Here is a 23,314-nt window from a genome sequence, read left to right as displayed (position 1 = left end):
CCGAGTGCCCACCACGGGGAGAGCGTTGGATGATGGAGCGTTAGCGCAGCTCGTCGACCATGTCCGCTATGGTGCTCAATACATCCTTGCCCAGTTGCATCGAACGCTTGCCGGACCAGCCGGTGCGAGGATCCGGGTGGTCGTCATGATCCTTGAACGGCATCTCCAGGGTCAGGGACAGGCAGTCGTATTTCTGGCCGACCGCGTTACAAGCCAGGGTCATGTTGGCCAGGCCCGGTGCGTCGCGGGTGTAGCCGTGAGCGGTCTGAAAGTCTTTGGTCTGGTGCTTGAGATCGCTGCGAAAGCGCTCTTCGAGTTCGGCAATGCGTGGCGTGTAGCCGGGGTTGCCTTCGCAACCGGCAGTGAAGACGTGAGGGATTTCCTCGTCACCGTGAACGTCCAGGAACAAATCTACGCCGTATTTTTCCATTTGCTGCTGTACGAAAAATACCTCAGGACTGATTTCCGGACTGGCGTTCTGCCACGCGCGGTTGAGATCCTGACCCATGGCATTGGTACGCAGATGGCCGTGGAAGGCACCGTCAGGATTCATGTTGGGCACCAGATACAGATCGGCCTTGGCAAGCAGTCGGTTCAAGCGCGTGTCGTCCTGATGCTGCAGGCGTTCGATCACGCCCTCCATGAACCACTCGGCCATGTGCTCGCCGGGATGCTGCTGGGCGATGATCCAGACTTTGCGTCGACCTTCGGCACCGCTGCCCTTGCGCAGTAGTTGAATGTCGCGGCCTTCCACGCTTTTGCCGACGGCCAGCAGTTCGGTCCCGGCCTTGTGCAGTGCCTGCTCGATCAACCAGTCGTGACGACCACGGCTGTAGGGTTCGAAATAGGCAAACCAGGCATGGGACTGTTCGGCTTCCAGGTGAAAGCGCAGGGCGTCGCCTTCGAACTGTGTGGGAATACGGAACCAGTTGACGTGATCATAAGAGGCAACGGCCTGGTAACCCGTCCATGCCTTGTTGTAGGACGATTGACTGGCATTGAGCAAACGAAAGGAATATTCCTGGCCGACATGCAAGCCACTGGCCTTGAAGTGGAACCACTGGAAGTGGGCGCTACGGGTGTCGGGTCTGATCTTCAGCAGTGATTGCAAAGGATTGCTGATGTCGACGATCTCGATGTTACCGCTGTCGAAATTGGCGCTGATATCAAAGGAAGATTTAGCCACGGTCACGATTCCTGTGATGGATTTTATGACCGTTACTTTACACGCAAGGAGGAGGATGTCGGGACGATTTGCGTGACAGAAAAGAGGGGGCGTCCTCCCTGGACGCTATTGGAGCTTAGTGAGTCCGCGATTGATTCTCAAGTGCTGCCTGTCGATAGTTTTCGTCGGTATGGCGTGGAGTGCTTGAAAAGGGATATTCATTTGCTATCATCGCCGCCATCGAATGAGCGACACCCAAAAGACTTCATTAGCCTGAAGCCATAAGCCGAAAAATCGGCAAAAAAAGACCCGGCAAAAAGCCGGGTCAAAAACCGTGATTAGCCTGATGAGGAGATATTCCAGAAGTCCGACCTAAGGTCTTCTGGCCTATCGACTGATCTCGCGACCAGCTGATGCAATAATAATCATTATCATTTGCAAGTCAAATGTTTTTATCCTGCCTATTGGAAAATATTTTCCTGGTCCCGCATTCGCGGTGCCATTCCCAAGTGTTACGCCTAGCGAGTAGGGTAGCCATCCAGTGACCGGTCAAGCATCACCTTGACCAGATCAATCATATGCACCACTGAAAAAGCCAGGTCGCGGCTCGACCCTTGTAGTCGACTGGCGGATTCCTGGGCGGTGGCGGCCGCACAGCGCAGCAGGTCGCAAGCATGAACCAAGGCCTCTTCTGCGCTGATGTTGCGGTTTACGTCGAAGAAGCGATGTTCTGCAGGCGCTTCTGACATACCCGGTTTCAAGTAGTAGTCCAGAGCGCGTTGGGCCGCCGGGCAGTCCTTCAGCGAGGTGAGTGTACTGTCGAAAGGGCGGGTGGGCTCATCGTTGTTGAGTCTGTCCATGGTGTCTAGATTCTCCGTGTAGGGGCTGAAATCCTGAATCCAGAATAGTACCTATCGTAATTGTGACGATAATTTAAATACTACATTTTGTGTTTTGATGGTCGGAGCCAGCCAAGTATCGTGCCGCTCATGGATAAATGGATAGAGTTGGTCAAGGCCAAGATGAAGGAGCTGCGCATCACGCAAGTGGTGCTCGCAGAACGTTTGGGGATGTCCCAGGGCGGCGTCGGCCATTGGCTGACCAAGCGCCGGCAACCCAGTGTCGACGACATGAACCGGGTCCTGCGGGAGCTGGGGCTGGAGTTTCTGGAAGTGGCGATGGTGATCCGCGAGCCGGACACCTCCACCGAGGAAGGCATGGCCCTGGCGCAGAAGTACAATCCGTACTTCCGCTACCCGGTAAGTGATTGGAGCGAGGTAGGCGGGATTCGCGAAGGCGATCTGGCGTCCTACAGCCAGGCGCGCTATGAGCTGACGGACTATCACGCTCAGGGGGACGCATTCTGGCTCGTGGTGGTGGGAGATGCGATGACGTCACCCAGCGGGTTGAGCATTCCCGAGGGTATGTCGATCCTGGTGGACCCGGCCATTGACGCGGTGCCAGGCAAACTGGTGGTTGCCCAATTGCCTGACAGCAGTGACGCCACCTTTCGCAAGTTGATTGAAGAGAGCGGGCAGCCTTACCTGGTCCCGCTCAATCCCACCTACCCGAAAACCCTGTACACCGAGCAATGCCGCATCATCGGTGTGGTCGTGCAGGCCACCATCAGGTTCTGACTGGATCGGCCCGTGGGAGCGGGCCGATACTTACTCTTCGAACTCCACCAACGCGCAGCCCTCGCTGACCATTTCACCTTCCTGGCAATACAGTGCCTTGATCACACCGGCTTGGGGCGCGCGAATGCTGTGCTCCATTTTCATCGCCTCCAATACCACCAGTTGCGCCCCGGCTTCCACCGTCTGACCGGCGCTCACCAGCACCCGAACGATACTGCCGTTCATGGGGGCGGTCAGGCCGCCTTGGTGGCTGTGGCTGGCTTCGGCGGCGGCCAGCGGGTCGTACACGTCGACTCGGTGCAGGTCACCTTCCCATTGCAGATACAGGCTGTCGCCCTGGCGAATGGCGCGATGCCTGCGCCGCAGGCCATTGTGCTCGGTCACCAGTTGCTCACCCCGGAATTCTGTACGACCAGCCGTGACGTCCAGGGTCAATGCTCGATCCTGGCCCTCACAGCTAAGGTGCACAGTGGTCTGTCTTGGCAGCCCCAGACGCAGTCCGGCGGTGTTGGCCCAAGGTGAGTTGGCGTCATCGGACCGTGCATGCGGCGTCAGACTCAAGGCGAAGCCATGGGCCGCCGCGAGCCAGAAGTCGTCATCCAATTCGCCGGGCTCTGGCAATAGTTGCGTCTGGTAACGTGGGATAAATCCAGTGTCCAGCTCCGCCGCCGCAAAGGCGGGGTGGGCCACGATGCGTCGTAGAAATCCGATGTTGGTTTTCAGCCCGCCGATGGCAAACTCATCGAGCATGCTCAAAAGCCGCAACCGCGCCTGTTCACGATCCTCGCCCCAGGCAATCAGCTTGCCGAGCATCGGGTCGTAGAACGGTGAAATCTCATCGCCTTCCTCCACGCCGCTGTCGACCCGACGACCCGGTGCCGCACTCGACTCGCGATACAACGCCAGGCGCCCGGTAGCCGGCAGGAAGTCGTTGGCCGGGTCTTCGGCGTACAGGCGCACTTCGATAGCGTGGCCCAACAGGGGCACTTGCTCCTGTGTCATGGGAAGCCGCTCGCCACGTGCCACGCGAATCTGCCATGCCACCAGATCGAGGCCGGTAATGGCTTCGGTGACCGGGTGCTCGACTTGCAGGCGCGTGTTCATCTCCATGAAGAAGGAACTCACCGCGTGCATCCAGCAAAAACTCCACGGTACCGGCACCGACATAACCGATGGCTTGAGCCGAGCGCACGGCAGCTTCACCCATGGCACGCCGCAGTTGTGGGGTGAGGCCGGGGGCAGGGGCTTCTTCCACCACTTTCTGATGCCGACGCTGGATCGAGCAATCACGCTCATTGAGGTACAGACAGTTGCCGTGCTGATCGGCAAAAATCTGGATTTCCACGTGCCGTGGCTTGAGCAGATATTTTTCCACCAGCATCCGCGAATCGCCAAACGACGATTGCGCTTCACGCTGGGCCGAAGCCAGGGCTTCGGCCAGTTGGCTGACGTCCTCGACCACTTTCATGCCTTTGCCGCCGCCACCGGCAGTGGCCTTGAGCAGTACCGGATAGCCAATGCGTTCGCAGGCGTCGCGGAAGGTCTCCAGGTCCTGGGCTTCGCCGTGATAACCGGGCACCAGAGGCACACCGGCGGTTTCCATGAGGGCTTTGGCGGCGGACTTGCTGCCCATGGCATCAATGGCCGAGGCGGGCGGGCCGAGGAAGATCAAGCCGGCGTTTTCGATGGCCCGGGCGAACCCGGCATTTTCCGAAAGAAAACCATACCCGGGATGGATGGCCTGGGCGCCGCTGGTCTTGGCCGCGTCGATCAGTTTGTCGATTTGCAAATAGCTGTCAGCGGCCTTGCTACCGCCCAGGTCAACGCGGATATCGGCTTCACGGCTGTGACGGGCATCGCGGTCGGTGGCGCTGTGGACGGCCACTGTGGTCAGCCCCATGGCCTTGGCGGTGCGCATCACGCGACAAGCGATTTCACCACGGTTGGCCACCAGCAACGTGGTGAGGATGGGGACGCTCATCAACGCGGCTCCTTGTTGTTCGATTCGGCCTGCCAGCTGGGCGAGCGCTTTTGCAGGAACGCTCGTAAACCTTCCTGGCCTTGCGCACTGACGCGGATGCGGGCGATGGCGTTTTCGGTGTAGCGCCGCAATGCAGGTGTGAGGGCGCCGTTGCCGACTTCACGCAACAGTTCCTTGCTGGCGCGCATGGCCGCCGGACTGTTGAGCAACAGGTTGTCGACCCATTGTTCGACCTGCTGGTCCAGTGTTTCGGCCGGGTAACTTTCCGACAGCAGACCGATTTCTTTTGCCCGTTGTCCGTCGAAGCGTTCCGCGGTCAGGGCGTAACGCCGCGCGGCCCGCTCTCCGATGGCTTGCACCACGAACGGGCTGATCACCGCCGGCGCCAGGCCAATGCGTACTTCCGACAGACAGAACTGCGCTTGATCAGCGCCAATGGCCATGTCGCAGGCGCTGATCAGCCCCAGCGCACCGCCAAACGCTGCGCCCTGGACCACCGCCACGGTAGGAATTTTCAACTTGGCGAGGTTGTACATCAGCTCCGCCAGTTCCCGGGCGTCGTCCAGGTTGGTGTGGTAATCGAGTTCGGCCGACTGCTGCATCCAGGCCAGGTCGGCACCGGCGCTGAAGTGTTTACCGCGACCACGGATCAGCAGAAAACGCAGGTTCGGATCACTGCTGACATGGTCCAGGGCAAGGATCAGCTCGCGGATCATTTCGGCGTTGAACGCGTTGTTTTTCTGCTCACGGCTGAGCCACAAGGTCGCAAAGCCGCGGGGGTCGCTGAGCAGTTCGAGGGTGTTGAAGTTATCCATGTGCATTCCCCGTTTACATCCGGAACACGCCGAAGCGGCTCGGTTCGATGGGCGCGTTCAATGACGCGGACAAGGCCAGGCCCAGTACATCGCGGGTCTGGGCCGGGTCGATGACCCCGTCGTCCCACAGCCTCGCGCTGGAATAGTAGGGGTGGCCCTGCTCTTCGTACTGATCGAAAATCGGTTGTTTGATTTCAGCTTCTTGGGCGGCGCTGAACGGATGGCCGCTACGTTCGGCCTGTTCGCGCTTGACCTGCACCAGTACGCCGGCGGCCTGTTCGGCACCCATCACGCCAATCCGCGCATTCGGCCACATCCACAGGAACCGTGGGTCGTAGGCGCGGCCGCACATGCCATAGTTGCCGGCACCAAAGCTACCGCCGATGATGACCGTGAATTTCGGCACCTTGGCGCAGGCCACCGCCGTCACCAGCTTCGCGCCGTGCTTGGCGATGCCGCCGGCTTCGTATTTTTGCCCGACCATGAACCCCGTGATGTTTTGCAGGAACAGCAGCGGGATACCGCGTTGACAGGCCAGCTCGATAAAGTGCGCGCCTTTTTGCGCGGCTTCGGCGAAGAGGATGCCATTGTTGGCGAGAATCGCGATCGGGTAGCCGTGCAAGTGAGCAAAACCGCAGACCAGCGTCGTCCCGAACAGCGCCTTGAACTCATCGAACACCGAACCGTCCACCAGCCGCGCAATCACTTCACGCACGTCAAACGGCTGCTTGGCGTCCGCCGAAACCACGCCGTACAGCTCGTCGCTCGAATACAGCGGGGCGATGGGGGCACGTTGCTGCACTTCGCCGAGCTTGTGCCAGTTGAGGTTGGCAATGCTGCGGCGGGCAATGGCCAGGGCGTGTTCATCGCTGTCGGCGTAGTGATCGGCGACGCCGGAGATCTTGCAGTGCACATCGGCACCGCCCAGGTCTTCAGCACTGACCACCTCTCCGGTGGCCGCTTTCACCAGCGGTGGGCCGGCCAGGAAGATCGTGGCTTGCTGGCGAACCATGATCGCTTCGTCGGCCATCGCCGGCACATAGGCGCCACCGGCGGTGCAGGAGCCCATGACCACGGCAATTTGTGGAATGCCCATGGCGCTCATGTTCGCCTGATTGAAGAAGATCCGCCCGAAGTGCTCACGGTCGGGAAACACTTCGTCCTGGCGCGGCAGGTTGGCGCCGCCGGAGTCCACCAGGTATATGCACGGCAAACGGTTCTGTTGAGCGATGGTCTGCGCGCGCAGGTGCTTTTTCACGGTCAGCGGGTAATACGAACCACCTTTTACGGTGGCATCGTTGGCGACAATCATGCACTCGACGCCTTCCACCCGGCCGATCCCGGCAATCACGCCAGCGGCCGGCACGTCTTCGCCATACACCTCGTAAGCTGCCAATTGGCTGATCTCAAGAAACGGCGAACCCGGATCGAGCAAGCGATTGATGCGCTCACGGGGCAGCAGTTTGCCCCGCGAGGTGTGGCGCTCCTGCGCCTTGGGGCCGCCACCTTGTTGAACCTGAGCGAGCAGGGTGTGCAAAGCGTCGACCTGTTTGAGCATCGCCTCGCGGTTGGCAATAAATTCCGCTGAGCGCGGATTGTGCTGGGTATGCAGCGTGGCCATGGACAGCTCCGTTTAGCGGGTTTCGTTGAACAGTTCACGACCGATCAACATCCGGCGAATCTCACTGGTACCAGCACCGATTTCGTACAGCTTGGCGTCACGCAGCAGGCGACCGGCGGGGAATTCATTGATGTAGCCGTTACCCCCCAGAATCTGGATCGCGTCGAGGGTCATCTGCGTGGCGCGTTCGGCGCTGTAGAGGATGACCCCGGCGGCGTCCTTGCGGGTGGTTTCGCCGCGCTCGCAGGCTTGGGCCACGGCATAGAGATAGGCTCGGCTGGCGTTGAGCTGGGTGTACATGTCCGCGACTTTGCCCTGGATCAACTGGAATTCGCCGATGCTCTGGCCGAACTGCTTGCGGTCGTGGATGTACGGCACGATCAGGTCCATGCAGGCCTGCATGATCCCGGTAGGGCCGCCCGACAGCACGACACGCTCGTAATCGAGGCCGCTCATCAACACTTTCACGCCGCCGTTGAGCACCCCGAGGATGTTTTCTTCCGGGACTTCGACGTCATCGAAAAACAACTCGCAGGTGTTGGAGCCGCGCATGCCGAGCTTGTCGAATTTGTTGCTGCGACTGAAGCCTTTCCAGTCGCGCTCGACGATGAAAGCAGTAATACCGTGGGGGCCTTTTTCCAGGTCAGTCTTGGCGTAGATCACGTAGGTGTTGGCGTCGGGACCGTTGGTGATCCAGGTCTTGCTACCGTTGAGCACGTAGTGGTCGCCGCGCTTGTCGGCCCGCAACTTCATCGACACCACGTCAGAGCCGGCGTTGGGTTCGCTCATGGCCAGTGCGCCGATGTGTTCGCCGCTGATCAGCTTGGGCAGGTACTTGGTTTTCTGTTCGTGATTGCCGTTGCGGTTGATCTGGTTGACGCAGAGGTTGGAGTGGGCGCCGTAGGAGAGGGCGACCGAGGCCGAGCCGCGGCTGATTTCTTCCATTGTCACCACGTGGGCCAGATAACCCAGGCCAGCGCCGCCATATTCTTCCGGGACGGTGATGCCCAGCAGGCCCATGTCGCCGAATTTGCGCCACATGTCGGCAGGGAACAGGTTGTCGATGTCTATCTGGGCGGCCCGTGGCGCTAGCTCAGCTTTGACGAAGGCCTGCACCTGATCACGGAGCATGTCGATGGTTTCGCCGAGGGCAAAGTTCAGGGATGGGTAGCTCATGGGACACCTTTTGGATTTTTTGTCGGGTGTGGAGAGGGGGGATTGGCTCTCACCTTTACGTTAACGTAAGCCTGTGACGAATGGCTGTCAATCACCCTTTACGTTAACGTCAACTTACGCCAAAGTAAGTGCGCTTGAGTCAGCAGGTTCACCGATACACCCACTAATAAAGACAAGAGGGGTCATCATGGATCAACCCGGTTCGCAATCGCAGCTCAGCTACACCCGTGGCTCTCAGGACAAGACTCTGCTGGCGCACACCATCGGCGAGGCCTTTGATCAGACTGTGGCCCGGTATCCCGATGGCGAGGCGTTGGTGGTTCGCCATCAAGCGCTGCGTTATACCTGGCGCCAACTGGCCGAAGCCGTCGACTTGCATGCCCGAGCCCTGTTGGCGCTGGGCTTGAAAGCCGGCGACCGTCTTGGCGTGTGGGCCCCCAACTGTGCTCAGTGGTGCATCAGCCAGTTCGCCAGTGCGAAGATCGGTGTCATTCTGGTCAACATCAACCCGGCGTATCGCAGTTCCGAACTCGAATACGTGCTCAAGCAGTCAGGTTGCCAATGGCTGGTCTGCGCCGCAGCGTTCAAAACCTCGGATTATCACGCCATGGTGCAAGCGCTCGCGCCTGAACTGGCGGAGCAATCGATAGGCCAGTTGCACAGCGAGCGTCTGCCGCTGCTACGAGGCGTGATCAGTCTGGACGCCCAACCACCGTCAGGCTTTTTACCCTGGTCACAACTGGCAGCCCTTGGCGCTGCGGTTTTGCCTGAGCAACTGGTCGAGCGCCAGGCCAGCCTGCATCATGATGACCCGGTGAATATCCAGTACACCTCCGGCACCACCGGGTTCCCCAAGGGCGCGACCCTCAGCCATCGCAACATCCTCAACAATGGTTACATGGTCGGCGAAAGCCTGGGTCTGACGGCGAGCGACCGGCTGGTGATCCCGGTACCGCTCTACCATTGTTTCGGCATGGTCATGGGCAATCTGGGCTGCATGACCCACGGCAGCACCATGATCTACCCCAACGACGCCTTCGATCCGTTGCTGACCCTGCGTACCGTGGCCGAAGAAAAAGCCACGGCGCTGTATGGCGTGCCCACCATGTTCATCGCCATGCTGGACCAGCCGCAACGAGGCGATTTTGATTTGTCCAGCCTGCGCACCGGGATCATGGCCGGGGCCACTTGCCCTATTGAGGTGATGCGCCGGGTCATCAACGAGATGCACATGGCCGAAGTGCAGATTGCCTACGGCATGACGGAAACCAGTCCTGTGTCGTTGCAGACCGGTCCTTCAGACGAACTGGAATTGCGCGTGACCACCGTTGGCCGTACCCAGCCGCAGTTGGAGAGCAAGATCGTCGACGAGGCCGGCAATATCGTTGCCCGTGGCACCATCGGCGAGTTGTGTACCCGTGGCTACAGCGTGATGCTCGGCTACTGGGACAACCCTAGCGGCACTGCTGACGCCATCGATCAGGACGGCTGGATGCACACTGGCGACCTGGCGACCATGAACGAACAGGGTTATGTCTGCATCGTCGGACGCAACAAGGACATGATCATCCGAGGCGGCGAGAACATTTACCCGCGTGAGCTGGAAGAATTTTTCTTCACCCACCCCGCAGTGGCTGATGTGCAAGTGATCGGCATTCCGTGCTCGCGCTACGGTGAAGAAATCGTCGCCTGGATCAAGTTCCATCCCGGCCACAGCGCCACCGAGCAAGCCTTGCAGGCCTGGTGCAAAGAGCGCATTGCCCACTTCAAGACGCCACGTCATTTCAAGTTCGTCGAGGAGTTCCCGATGACCGTGACCGGCAAGATCCAGAAGTTCCGCATGCGCGAAATCAGCATTGAAGAACTGCGCGAAAAGGAAAGCTGAGAAAAATCCCCTGTGGGAGCGGGCTTGCTCACGAATGCGGTGTGTCAACCAAGGTGATATGGCTGACACATCGCCCCGGAAAACCCAAATCCCAGATAGCACAAAGGGGAGCCGAAGCTCCCCTTTAATTTTGTCGTTACGTGCTCTTTTTTTATTATTGAGGGGCGGCCTGTTGTTGTTTTTAGTAGCCGTGACCCTTTACCGCTGTTTTGGTGATCCCCATCCGGGATCAAGAGCAAACGTATTTTTTTGAGCGCTGACCTGCTTTTTCGCTTCGCGATCCAACCGATTCGGGGGCTACCTGAAGGTAGTTTTATTGTTCTCTGTCCGGTTGCGGGTTGCTCCTGAAAGCACCCTGAAAAGCCCATCTTCTCCAAAAAAATCTGTTAGCTGCGCCTCTGTCGTGTTGTTTTTGTTATGTCAGAGTCGTTTCGTCTTGTTTTTATTGGGTGTATCGCATTTTTTATTTTTGTTATGCCAAAGGTATAGCAGAGTGCGTGCCAACTTTTATGAATGCTTTATAAATCAATGACTTGGGCTTTTTGTCGGAAATATCCGCCCGTCCAGACCTGACAAATTGTTTCCGTGTTACTCGTTTCGTAGCTGTTACACCGGGAGCGGTAACACCTCACTGTGCGGCGCGCGCCTTGGCTACCCGCGAACCGGTAGGGCGACCCAGTACGTCACAGATCTGCCGGCCGGCAGCCATCAGTGCGTCCAGGTCGACGCCAGTTTCAATGCCCAGGCCATTGAGCAGGTACAACACGTCTTCGGTGGCAACGTTACCGCTGGCGCCCTTGGCATACGGGCAACCGCCCAGGCCTGCGACAGAACTGTCGAACACGGCGATGCCTTCCAGCAGACTGGCGTAGACGTTGGCCATGGCTTGGCCGTAGGTATCGTGGAAGTGCCCGGCGAGCTTGTCCCTGGGTACTTCAGCCGAAACCACCTCGAACATCTTGCGTGTGGCGCCAGCGGTGCCGGTGCCGATGGTGTCCCCCAAGGACACCTCGTAGCAGCCCATTGCGTACAGTTCGCGGGCGACCCACGCCACTTGTTCGGGCTTGACCGCGCCTTCGTACGGGCAGCCCAGCACGCAGGAGACGTAACCGCGCACGCTGACACCGTTCTGCCGGGCGGCTTCCATGATCGGCGCAAAGCGCTCAAGGCTTTCCTTGATGGAACAGTTTATGTTGCGCTGGGAGAACGCCTCGGACGCGGCGGCGAACACGGCGACCTCTTTCACGCCGGCCGCCAGCGCGTCTTCAAAACCCCGCAGGTTCGGCGCCAGGGCGCCATAGGTGACGCCGGGTTTGCGCTGTATCTGCGCGAACACCTCGGCGGAGCCGGCCATTTGCGGCACCCACTTGGGCGAGACAAAACTGCCGACTTCGATATAACCCAGGCCGGCGGCGCTCAGGGCGTCCACCAGGTGCACCTTGTCGGCGACACTGATGGGTTGTGCTTCATTCTGCAGGCCGTCGCGAGGGCCAACTTCAATCAGGCGTACAAAGGAGGGAAGGGACATGGGGATTGACCTGTAGTGGGCTGCCAGTATCAAGAGGATGACGATGATTACTGCACGGTTTCCTGACCTTTGATCGTCTGCTCCAGGGCCTGGATGCAGCGTTCTTCGGCGGTGTCGAGTTCTAGCTTCATCTGTTCGATGTCCAGCAGTTGCTGTTCGAGCTGTTCCCGACGTTCGGTGATCTTCGCCAGCATGCTGTGCAGTTGTTTCTGATTGCCGCTGGTGGGGTCGTAGAGTTCGATCAGTTCACGGCACTCGGCCAGGGAAAAACCGATGCGCTTGCCCCGCAGGATCAGCTTCAGGCTGACCTTGTCCCGAGGCGAATAAATGCGTTCCTGGCCACGTCGTTCCGGGCTCAGCAGGCCTTGCTCTTCATAGAAGCGGATGGCCCGGGTGGTGATATCCAGTTCGCGGGCGAGGTCGGAGATGCTGTAGGTCTGGCTGCTCATGGAAGCGCTCGAAACGAAAGGGGCTGGCGCTAAGCTAATGGCAGGTTGACGTTCACGTCAAGCAATCAGATCCCAATGCAGACACACCCCTTGTGGGAGCGAGCCTGCTCGCGATAGCGGTATACCTGTCAGCATTAATGTTGACTGACCCGGCGCCATCGCGAGCAGGCTCGCTCCCACAATTTTGATTGCCTAAACCTTGTCGAGCTTCTTCTCATGCGCCGTCACCTGCTGGCACAGCTCGATCATCTGTTCGCGCATCCAGCGATTGGCCGGGTCCTGGTCGGTGCTTTCATGCCAGTAGAGATGGGTTTCCACGGGGGGCACATCGTTGACCGGCAACACGAAGGCATGCAGATCGTGACGACGGGCAAAGCGCTCGGGGACGGTCATGACCATGTCGGTCTGTTGCAACACCTGGGACGCCATCAAGTAATGCTGGGAGCGTAGGGCGATCTTGCGCTGGATGCCCATCTTGCCCAGGGCCAGGTCGACATAACCCAGACCGTTACGGCGGCTGGAAATATGCACATGAGTCTGGGCCAGGTAATCATCGAGGCTGATTTTTTCCTTGCCCGCCAGTGGGTGCCCCTTGCGCATGGCGCACACGTACCGGTCTTCCATCAGCTTGACGTGGCGCACTTGCGGGTCGGTATTGAGTGGCGCGTCGACGGCGAAGTCGAGGCGACCGGCGGCCAGTTCCTTGGTGGTTTCACGGCGCTTGGACAGGAAGCTCTCGATGGCCACGGTCGGCGCCAGGCGTCGCAGGCGCTGGAACAACAGAGGCAGGATCACGCCTTCGGTGAGGTCGGTCATGCTGATGCGGTAGGTCTTGACCGCCTGCAGCGGATTGAAAATCCGGCTTTCCTGCACCGACACTCGCAGCAACGATAAGGCATTGCGCACCGGGCCAATGATGTTCTGGGCCATGGGCGTGGGCACCATGCCCTGGGCCGTGCGCACGAACAGCGGGTCATTGAAGGTCTCACGCAAACGCGCCAGGGCATTGGACACCGCCGGCTGAGTGATGCCGACGATCTGTCCAGCGCGGGTCAGGTTGGCTTCGGTGTAGATCGCGTCAAAAACGATAAAAAGGTTGAGGTCGACCTTGCTCAGATTCATGGCGCTGCACTCTTGTTCTTGGGCTTGTTGTGAGGTGCCGGGTGGCGATGCAAATCAGTGAACCATATATCGGTGATGAATGTTAATACACGCCGAGAATAGGTTAGGTAAATTTTCGTAGCTGAACTAGCATCGATTTCATGACCTAAAAACAACCTCTGCCAAGAAGGTGCTTCTCATGGATTTTGCGTATTCCCCCAAGGTTCAGGAACTGCGTGAACGTGTCACCGCGTTCATGGACGCCTACGTATACCCGGCTGAAGCAGTGTTCGAACGACAAGTGGCCGAAGGCGACCGCTGGCAGCCCACCGCCATCATGGAAGAGCTCAAGGCCAAGGCCAAAGCCGAAGGGCTGTGGAATCTGTTCCTGCCCGAGTCTGAGCTGGGCGCTGGCCTGACCAACCTCGAATACGCGCCGTTGGCAGAGATCATGGGCCGTTCGTTGCTGGGGCCGGAGCCGTTCAACTGCTCGGCGCCGGACACGGGCAACATGGAAGTGCTGGTGCGTTACGCCAATGAAGAACAGAAACAACGCTGGCTGGAACCGCTGCTGCGCGGCGAGATCCGTTCGGCCTTCGCCATGACCGAGCCGGACGTTGCTTCTTCGGACGCCACCAACATGGCCGCCCGCGCCGAGCGCGATGGCGACGAGTGGGTGATCAACGGCAAGAAGTGGTGGACCTCCGGGGCCTGTGATCCGCGCTGCAAGATTCTGATCTTCATGGGCCTGAGCAACCCCGACGCGCCGCGTCATGCCCAGCACTCGATGATTCTGGTGCCGGTGGACACGCCTGGGGTAAAAATCGTACGTCCGCTGCCGGTATTCGGCTACGACGATGCGCCCCACGGCCACGCCGAAGTGCTGTTCGACAATGTGCGGGTGCCGTACGAAAACGTCTTGCTGGGTGAAGGGCGCGGTTTTGAAATTGCCCAGGGTCGCCTCGGCCCGGGCCGGATCCACCACTGCATGCGTTCCATCGGCATGGCCGAGCGTGCATTGGAGTTGATGTGCAAACGTGCCGTCAGCCGCACCGCCTTCGGCCAGCCGTTGGCGCGCCTGGGCGGCAACGTCGACAAGATCGCCGATTCACGGATGGAAATCGACATGGCGCGCCTGCTGACCTTGAAAGCGGCGTACATGATGGACACCGTCGGTAATAAGGTCGCCAAGAGTGAGATCGCCCAGATCAAGGTCGTTGCGCCGAACGTGGCCTTGAAGGTCATCGACCGGGCCATCCAGATCCACGGCGGCGCCGGGGTTTCCAACGATTTCCCGCTGGCCTACATGTACGCCATGCAACGCACCTTGCGCCTGGCCGACGGCCCGGATGAAGTGCACCGCGCCGCTATCGGCAAGTTCGAAATCGGCAAGTACGTGCCCAAGGAGATGTTGCGCAGCGGGCGCTAGGAAGTTAGCCCACTACGAGCCTTTGTGGGAGCAAAGCTTGCTTCCACAGGCTCATCTTGTGGGGGTGAGCTCGCTTACTCCTTGACGCTCATATATTCCTCGGCCCAGCGGATGTAATCCTCGGGCTGGGTGTAAGTGTGGGTCAGCTCGGTGGCGCTCAGGTCTGACGCCTGGGTGAAGATCTGCCGCTGTTCGCGCAGGCTGTCATAGGTGGCCTTGATCGCGGCGAAGTAGGCACCGTGACCATCGATGGTGACGCGCACGCCGAGTTCCGCCAGGCGTTTGTCGTCACGCAGCAACGGATTGCCATAGGTGACGAGCATCAACGGCACGCTCAGGTTTTCGCTGATCTGCGCCAGATGGTCGAAGTCCTGCACCCCCACCATGCAAATCCCGTCGGCGCCGGCACGTTCGTATTGCTGGGTCCGACTGATGATTTCCTGGACCGGTAGGATCCCGGCGTTGGTGCGGGCAATGATCGCCATTTCCGGGTCGACCCGGGCTTCCAGTGCTGCGCGAATCTTGCCGACACCTTCGGCGACGCCGATCAGGTCGGTGGATTTGCGCCCGAACTGGGCCGGCAGCAGCGTGTCTTCGATGGTCAGGGCCGCCACACCGGCGCGCTCGAGTTCGATGATGGTGCGCATCACGTTCAGGGCGTTGCCATAGCCGTGATCGGCGTCGGCAATTACCGGCAGTTGGGCTACGCGGCCAATGCGCGTGGCCTGCTCGGCGAATTCGCTGAGTGTGATGAGGGCAAAGTCCGGCGCCCCCAACACTTGCAGCGACGCGACCGAGCCTCCCAGTATCCCTACTTCAAAACCCAGGTCGGCGGCGATGCGCGCTGACATCGGATCAAACACCGAGGCGGTGTGGTAGCAGGTTTCGCTCGCCAGCAGTTGGCGAAAGTTGCGACGCAAGTCTTGATGGGAAAGCCTGGGCATATGAGTTCCACCATTGGAATGGAAAGGCTTGAGCAAAAGTGTCAACGCCGAAAGATCCAAAGGCTATCACGCGCAAGGCTTAAAGATGATGACGAATGTGCATGGGCTATGTGTGTGCCGGATTGCAGAGGATCCCGACAGGCTGTCAGCGATGATCGAGCTGACCAAGGTGCAGGCAAAGGGGGCGGAGGCTAATGCGTGTCAGTGGGTAAGGTATTTGTGCTCGAGCCCAGCCTATGCCGCCGCCGCTTGCCGCCCCTGTTGAAGCAACGCCACGGCGCGCACCGTGTCACCTGGTTGCATTTGCAGACGTTTGGCCGTGAGACGGTCCACCAGCAGGCTGTGACCGTGCTGGTGGGCTCGGGCACTGGTTACGCGGCAACTCGCCAGCCGTCGGTTATGGATCAGCCAGACCGGTGCCTGTTCGTCCGGCATACCGATGGCCAGGGTCAGCGACTGGCTGTCGCGCACGGTCCGGATTTTCGCCACTGGCGCTTCGATCACCGGGCCGCCATCGAAAATGTCGATGTAGCCTTTATGGGTAAAACCCTCGGCGCCGAGGATTTTCAGGGCCGGCTCGGTATTCGGGTGGGCCCTGCCGATAGCCGCCTGGGCCTGTTCGGTGAGCAGGCAGGTGTACAGGGGCTGGCGCGGCATCAGCTCGGCGATGAAGGATTTGTTGCCCATGCCGGACAATTGGTCGGCGTAGCTGAAGTCTTTCTGAAAGAAGTGCCGGCCCAGGCTGTCCCAGAACGGTGAGCAGCCGTGCTCGTCGGCGTGCCCTCGCAACTCGGCGATCAGTTTTTCACCGAACAGCTGGGAAAACTCGGCCACGAACAGCAAGCGCGCCAGTGACAGCAGGCGTCCGTTATGGCCGCGGCGGTGTTCGGGATGCAGGAACAAGGAGCAGATCTCCGATTGCCCGGTCATCTCATTGTTGAGGAACAGCGTGGGTATCTGTCGCTGGATGCCCAGTTCAGGTGCGGAGCTGACGGTGACCCCGACCCGATAGTTGTACCAGGGCTCACGCAGCCCGACCGCACCGGTCAGGGCGCTGATACCGACCACTTGCCGGTCATCGTCCTCGAGCACGAACAGGTAATCGGCATCGGCGCGTTCGACTTGTCCGGCAAAGGTGCGCTGGGCCCAGCGCACTCGATGAGCCAGGCGTTCTTCGTTGGCCGGCAGGCTGGTGAACCCGGGGCCCGCGCAATGGGCCAGGTCCAGCAAGGCGGGCAGATCCGTCAGAGCGACCGGGCGCACAATCATGATGCAGCTCCTTCATCGTGCCAATCGGGGCGCTGATGCCAGGTGAGGAATCGCGTCAGGTTCATAACGCAACCACCCGGGCCCGCTCGCCGTCGGTGATACCCAGTGCTGCCAGCATCTGCGGTGTCAGGGACACGGTGCCCTCGGCACTGACGTCAAGCTCGGCCACGATGGCCCGGTAATTCTCCAGGCCGTCGTTGCTCAGCAGGAAGCGGCCGCCGAGGTCAATGTCTGAGCATTGTCGGGCCGTGGCTATACGGCTTTGGGTGATCGAGCGGATGTTCGCCACACGAGCATGCAGTGTCGGCCCGCCGTCGAAGATATCCACGTAGCTGTTGGTTTCGAAACCCTCGCGTTCCAGGATGTCGAAGGCTTCCTGGCCGTCGGGATGCACCCGGCCGATACAGGCTTGGGCCGCCTGGGACAGCATGGGTACATAAATCGGGTATTGCGGCATCAGTTCGGCGAGAAAGGTGCGGCTCTGCAGACCGCACAAGCGTTCGGCTTCGGCGTAGGGCAGGTCGAAAAAATGCTGGCCGACGGCATCCCAGAACGGCGACTGACCGTCATCGCTGCTGAAACCAACGATCTCGGTGATCACTGATTCGGCAAAGCGTTGCGGATGGGCGGCGATGAACATCAGCCGCGCGCGAGACAGCAACTCCGATTCCGGCGTGCGTACCCGTCCGGCGTCGATATGAAAACCGCGCAGCAGCGTCTGGCCATTGAGGTCCTGGCACAGCGACAGCGCGGGTACGCCGTGCTGGATGTTCAGTTCCCGGGATTCGCTGGTAAACGGGCGATGACGCAGGCTGTAGAACGGTTCATTGCAGCCGGTGCTGGCGAGAATCTCGGAACAGCCGGTCAATTGCCCGGATGCCAGGTCCTCCAGGACGAAGAAATAATTCTCTGCGCCAGGGCTCTGCACGTCGGTCTCGAACGAGGCACATGAATCGAGGATTTTGTCCCTCAGGCGTTCGGTATCGTCGGGAAGCGATGTGACGCCCACCAGACTGTCACGGGCCAGTTGCTGCAATTGCGGCAGGTCGCTTAATTGAACTGGACGTAAGGCCAGCATGGATTGCACTCCTTTTCCAAAGAGCCCGGTGACATGCACCGGGCTTGACGATCACTGTCGATGTCCACGCATTGTGACGACGGCTGGTCGAACCCCTTCGACCGCCGATCCTCACTGTCCCGCAGGGTCAGGCAGGGCAGTATCGGTGCCGAACTTATTGAGCACGGCCAGATAGACCAGGCCTGCGGCAATCCATATCAAGCCGAGCTTCTGCGCATCCACGCCCATGTTGTACATGATGGCCGCGACGATGGCGAAGCCGATCAAAGGGCAGATCAGGTGGCGAATCACTTGGCCGGACCGCTGGCGGCGCCAGTGATGGTTGATCACGGTGATATGCAACAACATGAAGCCGCTCAAGGCGCCGAAATTGACCAGGGAAGTCAGGGTGTCCACGGCATCGATGAACAGGTAGCAGATCAGCAGCGACAGCACCGCTACCAGATAGATGCTCAAGTATGGGGTGTTGTGTTTCGGATGGACCTTGGCCAGCACCTTGGGGAGCTTGCCGTCCCGGGCCATGCCGAACAACAGCCGCGACACCGCCGCTTGCGAGGTGATCGCCACAGCCACGCCCCAGGCCAGCGCCGTGGCGACGGCGGTCAAAGTGGCCAGCCAACTGCCGGCCGCCAATTCGGCGATTTCATAAAACGCGGTATCGGCGGACTTGAAGCCCATGCCGGCCGCCAGGTCGGTGGCAATCCAGGTTTGCACGACGAAAATCACCCCCATCACCAGCAGTGTGATCAACGCCGCCTTGCCCACGCTGCGCCCCGGATCATTCTTGATTTCTTCGGCCAGGGTGGAAATGGCATCGAAGCCCAGGAACGACAACACGGCGATAGACACGGCCTGCATCAACAGCGCGAAATCAAAACGCTCCGGGCTGTACAGCGGCGCCAGGGTCAGTTGGCCGTTACCGGCGCCCCCCTGCAAGGCATTCCAGGCGTAGAACAGGAAAATGGCCAGCACCATCAGTTGCGCCAGCAGGAAAATGATATTCATCCGTGCGGTGAAGGTGATGCCCCGCAGGTTGACGAAGGTCGCGCTGACCAGGAATGCCAGAATGAAACCGACCTTGGGAACGTCCGGGTACAGATGGTTCAGCGCCATGGCGGCGTAAACATAGAGCAGGGGCGGGATCAGCAGGTAGTCCAGCAGCATCAGCCAACCGGCGATGAAGCCCACGTGTGGGTTAAGGCCCCGTTGCGCATAGGAATAGACGGAGCCGGCCACCGGAAAAGCTCTGGCCATGCTGCCGTAGCTCAAGGCCGTGAAGAGCATCGCCACCATGCCGATGATATACGCCAACGGCACCATCCCCGGCGCCTCGGCGTTAACGTAGCCATACACGCCGAACGGTGCGATGGGGATCATGAAAATCATCCCGTACACCACCAGGTCCGTCAGCGACAGGCTGCGCTTCAATTCCTGTTTATAGCCAAATGCCTCGATACTCATAAGCCGTTCTCCTTCTCAGCTGTGTGGGTGTGCTCTTGCTTGTCGCTTGCCGCTCGAACCTTGCCGCTGCTTTCCTACAACAATGGCGCCAGGTAAGCGCTCCAGGCCTGCACCGCTGTCGGGCTGCGTAGCAGGTCGTTGCGCACTTCGATCAACACCGAATCCAGGCCGCGTCCATCGCCATGTACCGGAACCGTCATATCGGTCGAAGGGTTGATCTTGTACGGCTGGTTGCCGGCTACCCGCAGCGAGTGCCGGCTTAGCCCGTCGACGATGCGCTGGGCATAGTCCTTGGCCTCGCCGAACAGCACGCCCGCTTCCAGGGCGCGCGGTTGGCCGTAGAACACTGGCGTAAAACTGTGGATGCCCACCACCCGCACCGTCCGGTTGTCGGCCAGGCGCTGGTCGATCAACGCTCGCAGTCGATCATGGAAGGGATGGAACAGGCACCGCTGGCGATATTCACGGGTGGCCTCATCCAGGGACTGGTTGCCCGGAATCTGGTAGATCTCGCTCTGGTGCGGGATGCTGTCGGCGACGTGAAGGGGACGGTTCAGGTCGATCAGCAGCCGTGAATAGTTGGCCGCGAGCAAGGTCGCTCCAAGGGTTTCGGACAGTTGTTCGGCCAGCGCCAGGGCACCTATATCCCAGGCAATGTGCTCCTGGGCCGCCGTCTCATCCAGGCCAAGGTCGTTCAACGCGGCGGGGATAAAACGGTCGGCGTGTTCACACACCAGGATCAACGGGTGTTCGGCGTCTTCCCGGATCAGGCGATAAGCCGGCCCGGTATAAAGGCCCGATTCAGCACATTCAATAGATTCGCGCATAGTGCTCACACAGCTCGGCAGGTGACAGCGCCTGGGTCAAGGCCAGCTCCTGGGCCTTCAAGGCGAAATAGGTTTCGACCAGCGGGCCGGGCAGGGCTTCGAACAGCGCCCCGCTGTGGCGCAGGCAATCCAGCGCCTGGGCCAGGGTCGTCGGCAGGGCGATAATGCCACGGGCACGACGGTGTTCTTCGTTCAATTCATCGGGTATTTCATCGGTGACCGCCGTGAGCGCCAGCCGTTGCTCGATGCCCAGTCGCCCGGCGATCAACAGCGCCGCCAGCGCCAGGTGCGGCGAAGCGGTGGCATCCATGGCGCGAAATTCCAGGTTGTACTGGGTCGCCACCGGTTTGCCGCTCACGCTCACCGTCGGGCAGATGCGCAGCGCCGCTTCGCGGTTACGTTGCCCCAGGCAGGCGTAGGACGCGCTCCAGTGATGGGGTTGCAGGCGTTCATAGGACACCGGTGTCGGCGCGGTGATTGCGCACAGGGCGGGCAGATAGTGCAGCACCCCCGCGGCCCAGTGCTGGCCCAGGTCCGACAGCCCGTTGGCGCCGCCAGCATCATGCAGCACGGGGACGCCGTCCAGGTCTTGCAGGCTCATGTGCAAATGCACGCCGTTGCACACGGCATGTTCCGAAGTCTTGGGGGCGAAACTCACATCCAGGCCCATCTGCCGGGCGATCTCCCGGGTGATTTCCCGCACGTTCACCGCACGGTCGGCGGCGGCCACGCCCAGGGTCGGGCGGCAGGTGATTTCATACTGATGCTTGCCGTATTCCGGCAGGAACATTTCCGGTTCCACGCCGCCTGCCCGCAATGCGCTGAGCAACCATCCGGCGAACCCGGCCTGCTGGCGCTGGGCCTGGAGGCTGAAGGCCAGGCGATCCGGTTGGGGTTGAGGGGTATCGAGGCTGAATTCATGCTCGAACGCGGCGAACACCTGCAAGCCCAGCTCGGCGCGATAACGTTGCACTTCGTCATGCAGCAAGGTGCGAGGGCAAGCGGCCCAGGGCCGACCATCGGTTTCCCGCACATCGCAATGAATGAAATCCAGGGCAGGTGCCTGGGTATCCGGGCCATTGTCGACAGTGACCCTGCTGGCCAGGTCCGGGATCAGTCGCAGGTCGCCATAGGCCCCCCAAGGGTTGGCCGCTGCAATGATGTCCTGGGGCGTCAGCGCACTGTTGGCCGGCACCCAGCCACAACCGGCGTCGACGTAGTGGGGCAGTTCATCACTGGGGAACGAGCGGCCGCGGGTCACGCCGATCAGGTCGGTGCAGACCAGCGTGGACACGGGCAGCGGGGTCAGCGGCGTTGCGGTATCGAGACGGCTCACGGCTGCATCTCCTGCAACCGACCGAGCACGGTGTCGGTATCGGTGATCCAGCAATAACCTTTGATCGCGTTCAGGCAGGCCAGATGACGTTGTTCGCTGTAAGTGGCGCAGGCATCTTCCACCAGCGTGACCAGGTAGCCGCGGTCGGCGGCGTCACGCACGGCCATGTCGACACACTGGTCGGTGACGATGCCGGCGATGATCAGATGACGGGTCTGCAGATTGCGCAGCACGTAGTCGATGTTGGTGGAGTTGAAGACCCCCGAAGACGTCTTGGGCAGCACGATCTCGTTTTCCCGCGGCGCCAGCTCGGCGATGATCTGGGCTTGCGGGCTGTCTTTGGGCAAATGCATGTCCGACAGCTTGTGGTCCAGCGAGCGATCGCGACCATCGGCAGTCAGGCTCTGGATGTGGGTGTGCAACACGTTTTGCTGCGCCGCCCGCACCGCTTCGAGCAGGCGCTGCTGATTGGGGATCACCTGTTGGCGGGCACGGCGGATGAAATAGTCGGCCTCGGGCGTGGCCAGGTGGGCATCGAATTGCGGTTCCAGCCAGGCGCGTTGCATGTCCACCAGCAGCAAGGCGGTATGGTCGCAGGTGAATGGCAAATCCCGAGGGGAGTGGTGAGGGAGCGAGAACATCCTTATTTTTCCTCCAGCAGGTGCGTGTTGAACGCCGTGCGCAAGGTGTCGATACCTTCCAGGCGCTCGGCCAGATCAGGGCATTGCAAGGTCAGGCAGGCGATAAGCGCTTCGACCTGGGCCAGCGCCGGCACCAGGCTGTCGAAGGCCGAGATCGATTCCACCGGAGCGCTGATGATCAGGTCGGCCAGTTCCCGTAGCGGTGAGGTGTAGACGTCGCTGAACAGTACGACCCGCGCGTGGCGCTCCTTGGCCGCGCTGGCCACGCGTTGGGCCTGGGCCTGGTAGCGACGATAATCGAAGATCAGCACCACATCCTGGCGCTGCACGTCGAACAACCGGTCGGGTAACTGGGCGTTGTCTTCCAGGGCAAAACAACCCGCACGCAGCAAGCGCAAGTGGTTGAGCAGGTATTGGGCGAGGAAGCTGCTGAAGCGCCCGCCAAAACAATGCACCTGATGCCGGCTGTCGAGCAGCCATTGCACGAGAATACGCACGTCTTCGGGTTGAGTCAGGGCCTGGGTGTCGGTGAGGATGCGCTGGCTGGTTGCCAGGTACTGGCTCCAGGTGTCGCCTTGCTGCAATTTGGCCCGCGGTTGCAACAGGGTGCGAGGGGAGCGCAGGCGATGGTCCATGTCACTGAGCAGCGCATCCTGGAATTCGGCATAACCGCCAAATCCGAGTTTTTTCACCAGCCGCACGATAGTCGGGTCGCTGACCCCGGCATGATCGGCCAGGCGCGACATCGGCCCGAGGCCGTTGCGCGGGTAATGATCGAGCAGGGCCCGTACGACCTTGCGTTCCGACGGCGTCAAAACCAAGCCCGGATCGGTAATCAGGTCTCGAAGAGGCGGCATCCGTGCTCCTTGCCTGGATGGGTGTTGGATTTCTTTCATAACTCCTGAAAATAGTATTTATGTAGCGGGTACTACATGTCCAGTGGTTTTTACGTTCTGTTTAAAATGCACGAA

General features: G+C 60.3%; 19 protein-coding genes and 1 pseudogene. 3 read left to right on the top strand and 17 right to left on the bottom strand.

What is annotated here, in order from left to right:
- Positions 1–40: 40 nt before the first annotated feature.
- Together PSH91_RS17250 and PSH91_RS17245 are read right to left on the bottom strand one after the other, a co-directional pair.
- A complete protein-coding gene (locus tag PSH91_RS17250) occupies positions 41–1,192 on the bottom strand; it encodes a M14-type cytosolic carboxypeptidase (RefSeq protein ID WP_047228474.1) in 1,152 nt (383 codons plus the stop codon).
- Positions 1,193–1,683: 491 nt separating this feature from the next.
- On the bottom strand, positions 1,684–2,025 hold the full coding sequence (locus PSH91_RS17245) for a DUF3077 domain-containing protein (RefSeq protein WP_047228473.1): 342 nt from the start codon (positions 2,023–2,025) through the stop codon (positions 1,684–1,686).
- Between the two features lie 129 nt (positions 2,026–2,154).
- On the opposite strand from PSH91_RS17245, the gene PSH91_RS17240 reads away from it, so the two are divergent.
- Complete coding sequence (locus tag PSH91_RS17240) at positions 2,155–2,802, top strand: LexA family transcriptional regulator (RefSeq protein WP_047228472.1); 648 nt, start codon at positions 2,155–2,157, stop codon at positions 2,800–2,802.
- Between the two features lie 30 nt (positions 2,803–2,832).
- Here PSH91_RS17240 and PSH91_RS17235 read toward each other — a convergent pair.
- From PSH91_RS17235 to PSH91_RS17220, 4 genes and pseudogenes are all read right to left on the bottom strand, one after another.
- Positions 2,833–4,783 (bottom strand): annotated as a pseudogene (locus tag PSH91_RS17235) (biotin carboxylase N-terminal domain-containing protein).
- The gene (locus PSH91_RS17230) at positions 4,783–5,598 is read right to left on the bottom strand and encodes a gamma-carboxygeranoyl-CoA hydratase (protein ID WP_047228470.1); all 816 of its coding nucleotides are present in this window, start codon (positions 5,596–5,598) and stop codon (positions 4,783–4,785) included. Before PSH91_RS17230 ends, PSH91_RS17235 begins: the two are co-directional and overlap by 1 nt.
- A gap of 13 nt (positions 5,599–5,611) precedes the next feature.
- Positions 5,612–7,219 (bottom strand): carboxyl transferase domain-containing protein, encoded by a 1,608-nt coding sequence (locus tag PSH91_RS17225; protein ID WP_305466286.1) that lies wholly within the window; start codon positions 7,217–7,219, stop codon positions 5,612–5,614.
- A gap of 12 nt (positions 7,220–7,231) precedes the next feature.
- Entirely contained in the window at positions 7,232–8,395 is a 1,164-nt protein-coding gene (locus PSH91_RS17220) for an isovaleryl-CoA dehydrogenase (RefSeq protein ID WP_305466284.1), read from the bottom strand.
- 187 nt (positions 8,396–8,582) lie between these two features.
- Here PSH91_RS17220 and PSH91_RS17215 point away from each other — a divergent pair, with 187 nt between their 5' ends.
- Positions 8,583–10,280, top strand: coding sequence for an AMP-binding protein (locus tag PSH91_RS17215; protein WP_305466283.1), 1,698 nt, complete (start codon positions 8,583–8,585; stop codon positions 10,278–10,280).
- A 628-nt stretch (positions 10,281–10,908) separates the two neighbouring features.
- On the opposite strand, the gene PSH91_RS17210 is transcribed toward PSH91_RS17215, so the two are convergent.
- From PSH91_RS17210 to PSH91_RS17200, 3 genes are all read right to left on the bottom strand, one after another.
- Complete coding sequence (locus PSH91_RS17210; RefSeq protein WP_173406767.1) at positions 10,909–11,808, bottom strand: hydroxymethylglutaryl-CoA lyase; 900 nt, start codon at positions 11,806–11,808, stop codon at positions 10,909–10,911.
- Positions 11,809–11,855: 47 nt separating this feature from the next.
- Positions 11,856–12,257 carry a MerR family DNA-binding transcriptional regulator gene (locus tag PSH91_RS17205; RefSeq protein WP_047228465.1) on the bottom strand — a complete coding sequence of 134 codons (402 nt, stop codon included), beginning with the start codon at positions 12,255–12,257 and terminating at the stop codon, positions 11,856–11,858.
- 192 nt (positions 12,258–12,449) lie between these two features.
- Positions 12,450–13,379 carry a LysR family transcriptional regulator gene (locus PSH91_RS17200; protein WP_047228464.1) on the bottom strand — a complete coding sequence of 310 codons (930 nt, stop codon included), beginning with the start codon at positions 13,377–13,379 and terminating at the stop codon, positions 12,450–12,452.
- Between the two features lie 178 nt (positions 13,380–13,557).
- Between PSH91_RS17200 and PSH91_RS17195 the strand changes: the two genes are divergently transcribed.
- A complete protein-coding gene (locus PSH91_RS17195) occupies positions 13,558–14,787 on the top strand; it encodes an acyl-CoA dehydrogenase (protein ID WP_047228463.1) in 1,230 nt (409 codons plus the stop codon).
- Positions 14,788–14,861: 74 nt separating this feature from the next.
- On the opposite strand, the gene PSH91_RS17190 is transcribed toward PSH91_RS17195, so the two are convergent.
- From PSH91_RS17190 to PSH91_RS17155, 8 genes are all read right to left on the bottom strand, one after another.
- On the bottom strand, positions 14,862–15,731 hold the full coding sequence (locus tag PSH91_RS17190) for an oxaloacetate decarboxylase (RefSeq protein WP_047228462.1): 870 nt from the start codon (positions 15,729–15,731) through the stop codon (positions 14,862–14,864).
- Between the two features lie 234 nt (positions 15,732–15,965).
- The gene (astA, locus tag PSH91_RS17185) at positions 15,966–17,000 is read right to left on the bottom strand and encodes an arginine N-succinyltransferase (RefSeq protein ID WP_281460011.1); all 1,035 of its coding nucleotides are present in this window, start codon (positions 16,998–17,000) and stop codon (positions 15,966–15,968) included.
- Positions 17,001–17,061: 61 nt separating this feature from the next.
- A complete protein-coding gene (locus PSH91_RS17180) occupies positions 17,062–18,078 on the bottom strand; it encodes an arginine N-succinyltransferase (protein WP_047228460.1) in 1,017 nt (338 codons plus the stop codon).
- A 111-nt stretch (positions 18,079–18,189) separates the two neighbouring features.
- A complete protein-coding gene (locus tag PSH91_RS17175; RefSeq protein WP_076383984.1) occupies positions 18,190–19,539 on the bottom strand; it encodes an APC family permease in 1,350 nt (449 codons plus the stop codon).
- A 74-nt stretch (positions 19,540–19,613) separates the two neighbouring features.
- Positions 19,614–20,366 carry an N-formylglutamate amidohydrolase gene (locus PSH91_RS17170; protein ID WP_047228458.1) on the bottom strand — a complete coding sequence of 251 codons (753 nt, stop codon included), beginning with the start codon at positions 20,364–20,366 and terminating at the stop codon, positions 19,614–19,616.
- On the bottom strand, positions 20,350–21,702 hold the full coding sequence (locus PSH91_RS17165; RefSeq protein WP_305466278.1) for a glutamine synthetase family protein: 1,353 nt from the start codon (positions 21,700–21,702) through the stop codon (positions 20,350–20,352). The genes PSH91_RS17170 and PSH91_RS17165 overlap by 17 nt, the downstream gene beginning before the upstream one ends.
- A complete protein-coding gene (locus PSH91_RS17160; RefSeq protein ID WP_076383986.1) occupies positions 21,699–22,343 on the bottom strand; it encodes an isochorismatase family cysteine hydrolase in 645 nt (214 codons plus the stop codon). Before PSH91_RS17160 ends, PSH91_RS17165 begins: the two co-directional genes overlap by 4 nt.
- 2 nt (positions 22,344–22,345) lie before the next feature.
- Positions 22,346–23,200, bottom strand: a complete 855-nt coding sequence (locus PSH91_RS17155) for a MurR/RpiR family transcriptional regulator (protein WP_047228455.1) — start codon at positions 23,198–23,200, stop codon at positions 22,346–22,348.
- Positions 23,201–23,314: the final 114 nt, after the last annotated feature.

This window comes from Pseudomonas sp. FP1154 (assembly GCF_030687245.1).
Classification (GTDB): domain Bacteria; phylum Pseudomonadota; class Gammaproteobacteria; order Pseudomonadales; family Pseudomonadaceae; genus Aquipseudomonas; species Aquipseudomonas rhizophila.
This window is presented reverse-complemented; position numbering and strand designations above follow the sequence as displayed.

Excerpts from the sequence above, each read along its gene's own strand:
- PSH91_RS17170 (WP_047228458.1), bottom strand. The coding sequence starts at position 20,366 with ATGCGCGAATCTATTGAATGTGCTGAATCGGGCCTTTATACCGGGCCG.
- PSH91_RS17215 (WP_305466283.1), top strand. The coding sequence starts at position 8,583 with ATGGATCAACCCGGTTCGCAATCGCAGCTCAGCTACACCCGTGGCTCT.
- PSH91_RS17175 (WP_076383984.1), bottom strand. The coding sequence starts at position 19,539 with ATGAGTATCGAGGCATTTGGCTATAAACAGGAATTGAAGCGCAGCCTG.
- PSH91_RS17230 (WP_047228470.1), bottom strand. The coding sequence starts at position 5,598 with ATGGATAACTTCAACACCCTCGAACTGCTCAGCGACCCCCGCGGCTTT.
- PSH91_RS17180 (WP_047228460.1), bottom strand. The coding sequence starts at position 18,078 with ATGCTGGCCTTACGTCCAGTTCAATTAAGCGACCTGCCGCAATTGCAG.
- PSH91_RS17205 (WP_047228465.1), bottom strand. The coding sequence starts at position 12,257 with ATGAGCAGCCAGACCTACAGCATCTCCGACCTCGCCCGCGAACTGGAT.
- PSH91_RS17195 (WP_047228463.1), top strand. The coding sequence starts at position 13,558 with ATGGATTTTGCGTATTCCCCCAAGGTTCAGGAACTGCGTGAACGTGTC.
- PSH91_RS17220 (WP_305466284.1), bottom strand. The coding sequence starts at position 8,395 with ATGAGCTACCCATCCCTGAACTTTGCCCTCGGCGAAACCATCGACATG.
- PSH91_RS17240 (WP_047228472.1), top strand. The coding sequence starts at position 2,155 with ATGGATAAATGGATAGAGTTGGTCAAGGCCAAGATGAAGGAGCTGCGC.
- astA (WP_281460011.1), bottom strand. The coding sequence starts at position 17,000 with ATGATTGTGCGCCCGGTCGCTCTGACGGATCTGCCCGCCTTGCTGGAC.
- PSH91_RS17200 (WP_047228464.1), bottom strand. The coding sequence starts at position 13,379 with ATGAATCTGAGCAAGGTCGACCTCAACCTTTTTATCGTTTTTGACGCG.
- PSH91_RS17245 (WP_047228473.1), bottom strand. The coding sequence starts at position 2,025 with ATGGACAGACTCAACAACGATGAGCCCACCCGCCCTTTCGACAGTACA.
- PSH91_RS17210 (WP_173406767.1), bottom strand. The coding sequence starts at position 11,808 with ATGTCCCTTCCCTCCTTTGTACGCCTGATTGAAGTTGGCCCTCGCGAC.
- PSH91_RS17190 (WP_047228462.1), bottom strand. The coding sequence starts at position 15,731 with ATGCCCAGGCTTTCCCATCAAGACTTGCGTCGCAACTTTCGCCAACTG.
- PSH91_RS17155 (WP_047228455.1), bottom strand. The coding sequence starts at position 23,200 with ATGCCGCCTCTTCGAGACCTGATTACCGATCCGGGCTTGGTTTTGACG.
- PSH91_RS17225 (WP_305466286.1), bottom strand. The coding sequence starts at position 7,219 with ATGGCCACGCTGCATACCCAGCACAATCCGCGCTCAGCGGAATTTATT.
- PSH91_RS17160 (WP_076383986.1), bottom strand. The coding sequence starts at position 22,343 with ATGTTCTCGCTCCCTCACCACTCCCCTCGGGATTTGCCATTCACCTGC.